The sequence below is a fragment of the Thioalkalivibrio sulfidiphilus genome (assembly GCF_000377945.1).
Lineage (GTDB): Bacteria > Pseudomonadota > Gammaproteobacteria > Ectothiorhodospirales > Ectothiorhodospiraceae > Thioalkalivibrio_A > Thioalkalivibrio_A sulfidiphilus_A.
In genome coordinates, this window is sequence record NZ_KB898977.1 from 1 (window position 1) to 9303 (window position 9303).

Consider the following 9303-nt stretch of genomic DNA (forward strand, 5'->3'; position numbering starts at 1 on the left):
ACGCCTAACGCCTAACGCCTAACGCCTAACGCCTAACGCCTAACGCCTAACGCCTAACGCCTAACGCCTAACGCCTAACGCCTAACGCCTAACGCTGAGGGAAAGCCATGTCCAATCCCGAATTCCAACCCGGAGACGCCCTGCTGCTGGTGGACGTGCAGATCGATTTCTGCCCCGGCGGCGCCCTGCCCATCGAGGAAGGTGACCAGGTGGTGCCGGTGCTCAACCGCTACATCGATGCGGCGGTCGACCGGGGTGTGCCGGTCTACGCCTCCCGGGACTGGCACCCGGCAGGACACCCGAGCTTCAAGGAACAGGGTGGCCCCTGGCCGGTGCATTGCCTGCAGGACAGCGAGGGGGCGCGATTCCATCCCGACCTGCGTCTGCCGCAGGACACGATCCTGATCACCAAGGGCACCCGCTTCGACCAGGACCAGAACTCCGCCTTCGATCAGACCGGCCTGGCCGCCGAGCTGCGCCGCCGTCAGATCCGGCGACTCTGGGTGGGCGGACTGGCAGAGGACGTGTGCGTGGCGGCGACGGTGCGCGATGCCCTGGATGAAGGCTTCGATGTGCTGTTGATCGGCGCCGGCACGCGGCCGGTCACTGCAGAAGGCGGCAGGGAGGCGCGCCGGCGCATGTCGGCCTCGGGCGCCCGTATCGTGGATGCGTGAACGATCAGTCAGCCGGCGCGCGCCGATGACAGGCTCAGGTGGGCGCCTGCGAGTATCCGGTCGATGAGCCGGTCCATCTGCGTCAGCTGATCATGGGCTCGGTCGTGATGGCCTGCGCGTAACAATGCCTCGATGTGCTGCGCCAGTTCGGTGACCTGCGGGTAGCCAACACCGCCGCCGGCCCCCTTGAGGCGGTGGATCAGTTCGGCCACCTCGTGCCAGGCGCGACTGTCCATGGCCCGCCGCAGGGACTCGCGGATCTGCGGCAGGCCGTGGATGAAGCACTCGATGGCAGGATGGAAAAGTTCGTCCTCGGCGGCCAGTTCCGACACCAGGGGCTCGTCCCCGGAGACATCCGGTTCATGCAGCGGCAGGTAGGGGGCGATGGCCTCCAGGAAGGCCGAGAGCCGAACCGGCTTGGGGATGAAGCCGGTGCAACCGATCTTCAGACAGCGTTCCCGATCCTCCCGGAAGGCATTGGCGGTGAGCATCACGATAGGTTTTTCGAAACCCGCCTCGCGCAGACGTTCAACCGCCTCCATGCCCCCCATCACGGGCATCTGCATGTCCATCAACACTAGGTCGAAATCACCGGCCAGGGCCTCTTCCACCGCCGCCTTGCCATTGTCCACGCTGTGCACCTGTGCGGCGGTCTTCTTCAGGTAGGTGGTAAACAGCAGGCGGCTGTCCGGTGCGTCCTCGGCGAGCAGGACGCGCCCGCCGAGGGCGCTGAAATCTGTCGAGGGCATGGTGGTATGCGCCGTGGGGTCCAGGCTGGGCAAGTCGTTCAGCATCGTCTCAGGTGCGATGGGACCCGTGTCGAGGTGTAGAGTGAACCGTGAGCCGTGACGCGGCACGCTTTCGACCTGGATGTCGCCCCCGAGCATGCGCGCCAGTTCGCGGGAGAGGTAGAGGCCCAGACCGGTGCCGCCAAAACGCCGGGTGATGCTGGCGTCCGCCTGGGTGAAGGGGTTGAACAGGCGGGCCAGCTGTTCCGGGTTCAGACCGATGCCGGTGTCCATCACGTCGATGCGCATGCGCTGTTGGGCCGGATCCGCGCTCACCACGATCCGGATGACACCCTGTTCGGTGAACTTCACGGCGTTGTTGCCCAGGTTGAACAGGATCTGCTTGAGCCTTACCGGGTCGGTGCGGATCACGGCGGGCAGGGGAAACCGGTGTTCCAGCTCTAGTGCCAGTCCCTTCTCCCGCGCCTGCATGCGCAAAACGGAGGCCACCTCCTCGATCAATTCCAGGGGGCGGATCTCCATGGGTTCCACGAGCAGCTTGTTGGCCTCCAGCTTGGAGAAGTCCAGGATCTCGTTGACCACCTGCTGCAGGTGGGTGCCGTTGCGCAGGATGGTGCGGATGGCCTCCTCGCGCTGGCGTCCTTTGGTGCGCGGGTCAAGCAGAAGATCGGCAAATCCGGTGATGGCGGTCAGCGGGGTTCGGATCTCGTGGCTCATGGTGGCCAGGAAGCGGGATTTGACCGCCATGGCGTCGTTGAGCCTGGCGTTCTGCCGGGTGACATATCCGGAGACATAGCGAGCGATACCCACCGCCAGCATGACCAGCAGCAGTCCGAGCAGGCTCATGATCACGAACTGCTGCTGATATTGCCGCTGGAGTTGCTCGGCAGCACGACCCGCCGCGGTCCGCTGCATCTCGCTCAGGGTGTTGAGCTCTTGCAGGATGCGGTCCTGTCCCTCGATGCCCAGCTCGTAAGCCTCTCGCATCTGCCCAAGGGGCAAGCCTTCTGCAAGCCGGATCACCACCAGATCCAATCGTGCCTGGTACTCGGTGGCCATGCGGTTGAGACGCTCATGTAGGGCGGCCTCGGCGGCATCCATGGGCAGGACCTGGAGTTGCTCACGGGCCTCACGGTAGATGCGTGCCTGATCGAAGTAGTTGAGCATCTCGGCATCGCGCAGGAACGGGTCGTCCGTGTCAATGATGCGCCGCACGCTGTTCCAGCGCTGGCGGATCCCTTCCCGCATGGTCTCCACGTGGGCGACCTTTTCGTAATTGACATGGGCGATCTGGGAGATGGTGGAGATATGGGCTCGGTGCAGCATGAGGGAGAGCACCAGCACCGCGATGATGATGAATAGCAGGATACCGAATCCGATACCCAAGGCGCGGGCGACCTTGCCGGGATCGCTCTGATTGTTATTGTCGTTGTCCACGAAGCGCCTTGCCTCTACTCCTGGTGGACGGGCGGAATCCATAAGTGGATTGTTCCAGGAGAGAACCTAGACCTAGACCATACGAAAAGCAAGGTTTATAGGGTGGACGTTCTGTCTCAAACGTCAGGGCTGGCGGAGGAGGAACGGTGACGTTCCATCAAGCGCACGTAGTGTCCGGCCGAGTATTCCAGGTATTCCCGCTCCTGGTCGGTGAGCGGGCGCACCCGGCGTGCCGGGCTGCCCTGCCACAGGTAACCGCCTTCCAGGTGCTTGTTGGGCGTGACCAGGCTGCCGGCGCCCAGCAGGGTGCCCGGTTCGATCACCGCGCCGTCCATGACGATGGCGCCCATGCCGATCAGGCAGCGGTCGCCGATGGTGCAGGCGTGCAGCACCACCTTGTGTCCCACGGTCACGTCATCGCCGACCACCAGCGGCAGGCCGCCCGGCTTGAAGCGGCTGTCGTGGGTCACGTGCAGCACCGAGCCGTCCTGGATGTTGCTGCGCGCGCCGATCTCGATGCGGTGGATGTCGCCCCGCACCACGGTCATGGGCCAGACGGAACTCTGTGCCCCGATGCGCACCTCACCGATCACCAGCGCGGTCTCGTCCACCCAAGCGCTGGCATCGATTTCCGGCACAAATTTTTCAAACGTGCGAATCACATTCAGCCCAACCCGGTTTAACTTGTCTCTTGCCTCTAGCCACTTGTCTCTAGCGCCCTACTTCATGGTCACCAGCTCTTCCGCGCTGGTCGGATGCAATGCCACCGTGTCATCCAGATCCCGCTTGGTCGCGCCCATGCGGATGGCCACGGCGAAGCCCTGCAGCATCTCGTCGGCGCCCGGACCGATGATGTGCGCGCCCACCACCTTCTCCTTGGCGCCCACGGTGATGAGCTTCATGGCGGTCATCACCTTGCGCTCGGTCATGGCGTGGTACATGCCGGTGAAGCGGGTGGTGTAGACCTTCACCGCCTCGCCGTGGGTCTCCCGGGCCTCGTCCTCGGTGAGCCCCACGGTGCCGATGGGCGGGTGGCTGAACACGATGGTGGGGATGTTCTCGTAGTTCAGGTGTCGTTCCGGCTGGTTGTTGAACAGCCGGTCCGCCAGGCGCCGACCGGCGGCGATGGCCACCGGCGTGAGTGCCGGCCCGCCGGTCACATCGCCGATGGCGTAGATGCCGGGCACGTTGGTGTTCTGGAAGCCGTCCACGGGGATGAAGCCCTCGCCGTCCTGGATCACCCCGGCGGCATCAAGCTTGAGATCATCGGTGTTGGGCACCCGGCCGATGGCCCAGATCACCGCGTCGAACTCGCCGCTGCATTCGCCCTGCTCGCAGTCCAGGCCGATGCCGCCCTCGGTCTTCTTCAGGCCCGTGATGGCGGTGCGCGGCAGCACGTTCACCCCGTCGGCGAGCATCTGCTCCATGAGGGTGTCGCGCAGCAGGGCGTCGAAGCTGCGCAGGAAGGTCTCCTTGCGCAGGTACAGGCTCACCTGGGAACCCAGGGCATTGAGCACCCCGGCCAGTTCCACGGCGATGTAGCCGGCGCCGATCACCGCCACCCGCTGGGGGCGTTCCTCGAGCGCAAAGAAACCGTCCGAGTCCATGCCCAGCTCCGCGCCGGGCACATCCGGGATCAGGGGCCGGCCGCCCACGCTCACCACGATGTGATCCGCGCTGATGATGCGCCCGTCCACGTCGAGGGTGTTGGCGTCCACGAAGCGGGCACGGCCAGGGATCTCGGTGACTTCGGAGTCTTCGAGATAGGTGTGGTACCAGGTGTTGATGCCGCTGATGTAGGCCTCGCGCTTGCGCACCAGGGTGCCCCAGTCGAAGCCGCGCACCTCGAGATCGAAGCCGTAATCGGCGGCATCTTGCAGGGCATGGGCCAGCTCGGCGCCGTACCACATCACCTTCTTGGGCACGCAACCCACGTTGACGCAGGTCCCGCCCAGGCGACCCGATTCCACCACCGCGCAGCGGGCGCCGTAGCGGGCGGCGCGTTCGGCCACGGACAGGCCGCCGCTGCCGCCGCCGATGGCGATCAGATCGAAATGCTCGGACATGGTCACTCCTTACGTTGAACGGTGGTTTGCTACACTCTACGGCCCCTGCCACCCGTGATGAAAGCCCATGCACCCGGCCCTGGAACGGCTCAAGCAATACGCCCTGCTGGTGCGCCTGCACCGACCCATCGGCATCTACCTGCTGCTCTGGCCCGCCCTCTGGGCCCTGTGGATCGCCGCCGAGGGCTGGCCGCAGCTCGGCATCCTGTTCATCTTCGTGGCCGGCGTGGTACTGATGCGCTCGGCGGGCTGCGCCATCAACGACTACGCGGACCGGCACATCGACCCCCACGTGGCACGCACCCGGGACCGGCCCATCGCCGCCGGCCGGGTCTCGCCGAAAGAGGCCCTGGCGGTGTTCGCGGTGCTTTGCCTGGTGGCCTTCGTGCTGGTGCTGTTTCTCAACCGGCTCACGATCCTGCTGTCCCTGGTCGCGGTGGCGCTCGCCGCCAGCTACCCCTTCATGAAGCGCTTCCACCACCTGCCCCAGGTGCACCTGGGCGCCGCCTTCGCCTGGGCCGTGCCCATGGCCTTCGCTGCCCAGACCGGCGAGTTCCCGCCGCCCATCGCCTGGCTGATCTTCATCGCCGCCCTGCTCTGGACCGTGGTCTACGACACCTTCTACGCCATGGCGGACCGGGAGGAGGATCTGAAGCTCGGCGTGAAATCCAGCGCCATCCTGTTCGGCGAGGCGGACCGCATGATCACCGGCATCCTGCAGCTGCTGGTGATCTGGAGCCTGTGGCTGGTGGGCCGGGAGGCGGGCCTGGGTCTCTGGTACTGGCTGGGCCTGGCCGTGGCCGCGGGACTGGCCCTCTACCAGCAATACCTGATCGTGCAGCGGGAACCCAGGGCCTGTTTTCAGGCCTTTCTCAACAACCACTGGTTCGGGGCGGCGGTGTTTGCGGGCATCTTCCTGCACTACCTTTTGAAGTGAGAAGTGAGAAGTGAGAAGTAAGGCCTTTTTCCAACTTCCCAATTCACACTTCGCACTTGAATTCCCACTTCTCACTTCGTTTGGGTGCTGGCCCGCGCTCAAGCGCGGGCCAACACCCAAACCTCCACCCGCTCCGCCCCCGCCCGTTTCAGCTGCCTGGCGATCTCCCCCACCGTGGAGCCGGTGGTCATCACGTCGTCGATGATCGCCACGTGGGCGGGCACCGTGCCCGCAGCGGTCTCGAAGGCAGCGCGTACGTTGCTGCGCCGCTCCTTGCCCTTGAGTCCCTGCTGGGCCCGGGTGGGGCGCACGCGTTTCATCAGGCCGGGCTGCAGGGGGATGCCCAGTCGCCGGGACAGGGGGCGGGCCAGTTCCAGGGACTGGTTGAAGCCCCGCTCGCGCAAGCGCTCGGGATGCAGGGGCACGGGCAGGAGCAGGTCGGGCGGGTCCGTCACGGGGGCGTGGGTCGCCCAGAGTTCGCCCAGCAGGCGGGCGTGGGACAGGCGGCCCCGGTACTTCAGGCCGGTGATCAGCCGGTCCACGGGGGCGGCGTAGTGGAACAGGGCGTGGGTGGCGTCGAAGGTCGGCGGCCGTTTCAGGCAGGCGCCGCAGAGGGGGCCGGCGCCGGGTGGCAGGGGGCGGGCGCAGGCGGGGCAGCCGTGGCCGAACCAGGGCAGATCACCCCGGCAGCCGGGGCAGAGGTCGAGATCGCCCTCGCCCGGCGCCCGGCACAGCAGGCACACCGGCGGATAGAGCCAGCGCAGCAGGGCGCCGAGCAGGCCGCCCGCGGATACCTTCCCTGTATCCTCCATAAGCCTTCCTGTATATTGAATTGTCCCTTCCGCAAGATTCTGCCCCACCGAGAGCATCGATGTCGAAGTCCGAACCCCGCGTCGTCACGGCCAAGTCCGCACGCTCGGCCGCCAAGCTGTTCAATTACGGCAACATCGTGGCCGTGCTGGTGCCCTTCCCGCTGATCATCTTCTGGTTTGGCGCCTCCATGTTCCTGTACGCCATGAACCGGCATCACCCCAACGAGCGGGTGGGTCACTACACCCAGCAGGCGGCCTACCGTTTCTATGGCGTCATCGGCGCGCTGATCGTGGTGGGTACCTTCTTCCCGCCCAAGCTGAGCTACTTCCTGGTGTACTGGGCCCTCACCGCCGCGGTGATCATCCCCTGGTCCATCTACGACATCATTCGCATCAACCGGGAGAACTGGCAGGACGTCGCCATCCCCGAGGAGCAGACCCCATGAGCCCCGCGAGTCCCATGAGCGAGACCCGCCACGACTGGCAGGTGGACGAGATCCTGGAACTGATGGGTCGGCCCTTCAATGACCTCTTGTTCGCCGCCCACACCGTGCACCGGGCCCACTTCGACCCCAACGCCGTGCAGGTGAGCACCCTGCTGTCCATCAAGACCGGGGCTTGCCCCGAGGACTGCGGCTACTGTCCCCAGAGCGCCCACCACGAGGTGGAGCTGGAGCGCGAACGCCTGCTGCCCCTGGAGGAGGTGCTGGAGGCGGCGCGCAACGCCAGGTCCCACGGTGCCAGCCGTTTCTGCATGGGCGCCGCCTGGCGCAACCCCACGGACCGGAACCTGGAGCGGGTCATCGAGATGGTGGAGGGGGTCAAGCAGCTGGGCCTGGAGACCTGCATGACCTTGGGCATGCTCACCGACACCCAGGCCAGGCGCCTCAAGGACGCGGGTCTCGACTACTACAACCACAACCTGGATACCTCGCCGGAGTTCTACGGCCAGGTGATCACGACCCGCACCTACCAGGATCGCCTGGAGACCCTGGCCCACGTGCGCGAGGCGGGCATCAACGTCTGCTCCGGCGGCATCCTGGGCATGGGCGAGTCCCGCCGCGACCGGGCCCGCCTGCTGCAGCAGCTGGCCAACCTGCCCAGACACCCGGAGTCGGTGCCCATCAACAACCTGGTGCAGGTGGAAGGCACGCCCCTGGCCGGCACCGAGGCCCTGGACCCCTTCGAGTTCGTGCGCACCATCGCCACGGCGCGCATCCTCATGCCCGCCTCCTACGTGCGCCTGTCCGCGGGCCGCACGGACATGCACGACGAACTCCAGGCCCTGTGCTTTTTCGCCGGCGCCAACTCCATCTTCTACGGCGACAAGCTGCTCACCACCCCCAACCCCGGCGAGAACCACGACCGCGCGCTGTTCGAGCGCCTGGGCATCCATCCCCTGGAACACAGCGACGAAGGGGCCTCCTGCGAGACCTGCGGTGGCGTGGACATCCACGCGGCCTGAGCCGGATTCGGCTTGCGCCTCATCCGGCTCACGAAGGATGAACACAGCCACCGTAGGAGGCCCGACCCCGGGCCGAACCTTGGTGGCCAGACCTGACATTGCTGTTCGCGGCGATGTCGCCGCTCCTATGGTCTTGCTTGGCTTATCCACGCGCGTGGGCACGTGCTCCGGCACACGAAGGACGAACACAAGCCCGGTAGGAGGCCCGACCCCGGGCCGAACCACGGTGGCCAGACCTGACATCGCTGTTCGCGGCGGGGTCGCCGCGCCTGCGGGATGGCCGACGTTATGACCTCGTTCACCGATCACTTCGCCCCCGTCGCCGTGGACTACGGTCGCCACCGGCCCGGTTATCCGCCGGCACTGTACGCCTGGCTTGCCAGCCGCGCCCCCCACCAGGCACTCGCCTGGGACTGCGCCACCGGCACCGGGCAGGCGGCCCGGGGCCTGGCGGCGCATTTCCGGCGCGTGCTCGCCACCGATGCCTCCGAGGCGCAGATCCGCGCCGCCGAGGCGCTGCCGGGCGTGGACTACCGGGTCGCCCCGGACACCGAGTGCCCCGCCGATGACGGGAGCGTGGCCCTGGTCACGGTGGCCCAGGCCCTGCACTGGTTCAATGGGGAGCCGTTTCACCGGGAGCTGCGCCGGGTGCTGTCCCCCGGCGGCCTGCTGGCCGCCTGGAGCTACGGACGCCTGGAGACCGGCGTGCCAGAACTGGATGCACTGCTGCGCGCCTTGCACGACGAGACCCTGGGTCCCTGGTGGCCGCCGGAGCGCCGTCACGTGCTCAACGGCTACCGGGACCTGGCACTGCCCTTCGAACCCCTGGAGACTCCGGATTTCGCCATGCACCGCCACTGGAACCTGCCGCAACTGCTGGGCTACCAAGCCCGCATATCTCACCACCGTTCTACTGCGGCCGCCGATCTGCTCGCTGTGACGGGGCGTGCTCACTTCAGCCGGCTTGACGTAGTGTCGGCTACGCCGGCGCCGTCTTGCGCTCCGCGCGCCCCGTCACAGCGGCATCTCGACGCCCTCGCTACGAACGGTGGTGAGACATGCGGGCTAGGCACCTGGTCCGCCGTGGCCCGTTGCCGGGAGGCCACGGGCCAGGACCCGCTGGCCGATCTTGCCGCAGGCCTCGCCGCCCGCTGGGGTGATCC

Annotated in this window: 9 protein-coding genes; 5 read left to right on the plus strand and 4 right to left on the minus strand. The window is 66.6% G+C overall.

The genetic code is table 11. The features are described 5' to 3' along the window. Nucleotides 1–107 precede the first annotated feature (107 nt). Nucleotides 108–674: an isochorismatase family protein gene (locus D580_RS0114620; RefSeq protein ID WP_018955106.1), complete on the plus strand. Its 567-nt coding sequence runs from the start codon at nt 108–110 to the stop codon at nt 672–674. An 8-nt stretch (nt 675–682) separates the two neighbouring features. Here the strand turns inward: D580_RS0114620 and D580_RS0114625 are convergent, their stop codons facing one another. The 3 genes from D580_RS0114625 to gorA all read right to left on the minus strand — a co-directional run bounded on the left by D580_RS0114625 (nt 683) and on the right by gorA (nt 4926). Continuing rightward, nucleotides 683–2860 (minus strand): ATP-binding protein, encoded by a 2178-nt coding sequence (locus D580_RS0114625; RefSeq protein ID WP_018955107.1) that lies wholly within the window; start codon nt 2858–2860, stop codon nt 683–685. 116 nt (nt 2861–2976) lie between these two features. Then, nucleotides 2977–3498: a gamma carbonic anhydrase family protein gene (locus D580_RS0114630; protein ID WP_018955108.1), complete on the minus strand. Its 522-nt coding sequence runs from the start codon at nt 3496–3498 to the stop codon at nt 2977–2979. A gap of 81 nt (nt 3499–3579) precedes the next feature. Beyond that, nucleotides 3580–4926, minus strand: coding sequence for a glutathione-disulfide reductase (gene gorA, locus D580_RS0114635; RefSeq protein WP_018955109.1), 1347 nt, complete (start codon nt 4924–4926; stop codon nt 3580–3582). A 67-nt stretch (nt 4927–4993) separates the two neighbouring features. Between gorA and ubiA the strand changes: the two genes are divergently transcribed. Continuing rightward, nucleotides 4994–5863 (plus strand): 4-hydroxybenzoate octaprenyltransferase, encoded by an 870-nt coding sequence (gene ubiA / locus D580_RS0114640; RefSeq protein ID WP_018955110.1) that lies wholly within the window; start codon nt 4994–4996, stop codon nt 5861–5863. 98 nt (nt 5864–5961) lie between these two features. On the opposite strand, the gene D580_RS0114645 is transcribed toward ubiA, so the two are convergent. Continuing rightward, nucleotides 5962–6675 carry a ComF family protein gene (locus D580_RS0114645; protein ID WP_018955111.1) on the minus strand — a complete coding sequence of 238 codons (714 nt, stop codon included), beginning with the start codon at nt 6673–6675 and terminating at the stop codon, nt 5962–5964. Between the two features lie 59 nt (nt 6676–6734). On the opposite strand from D580_RS0114645, the gene D580_RS0114650 reads away from it, so the two are divergent. From D580_RS0114650 to D580_RS15745, 3 genes are all read left to right on the plus strand, one after another. Continuing rightward, the gene (locus D580_RS0114650; protein ID WP_018955112.1) at nt 6735–7121 is read left to right on the plus strand and encodes a hypothetical protein; all 387 of its coding nucleotides are present in this window, start codon (nt 6735–6737) and stop codon (nt 7119–7121) included. A gap of 14 nt (nt 7122–7135) precedes the next feature. Beyond that, nucleotides 7136–8140 (plus strand): biotin synthase BioB, encoded by a 1005-nt coding sequence (gene bioB / locus D580_RS0114655; RefSeq protein WP_018955113.1) that lies wholly within the window; start codon nt 7136–7138, stop codon nt 8138–8140. Nucleotides 8141–8428: 288 nt separating this feature from the next. Next, nucleotides 8429–9303: class I SAM-dependent methyltransferase (locus D580_RS15745; RefSeq protein ID WP_026290024.1), on the plus strand; the 875-nt coding region annotated here is incomplete at its 3' end.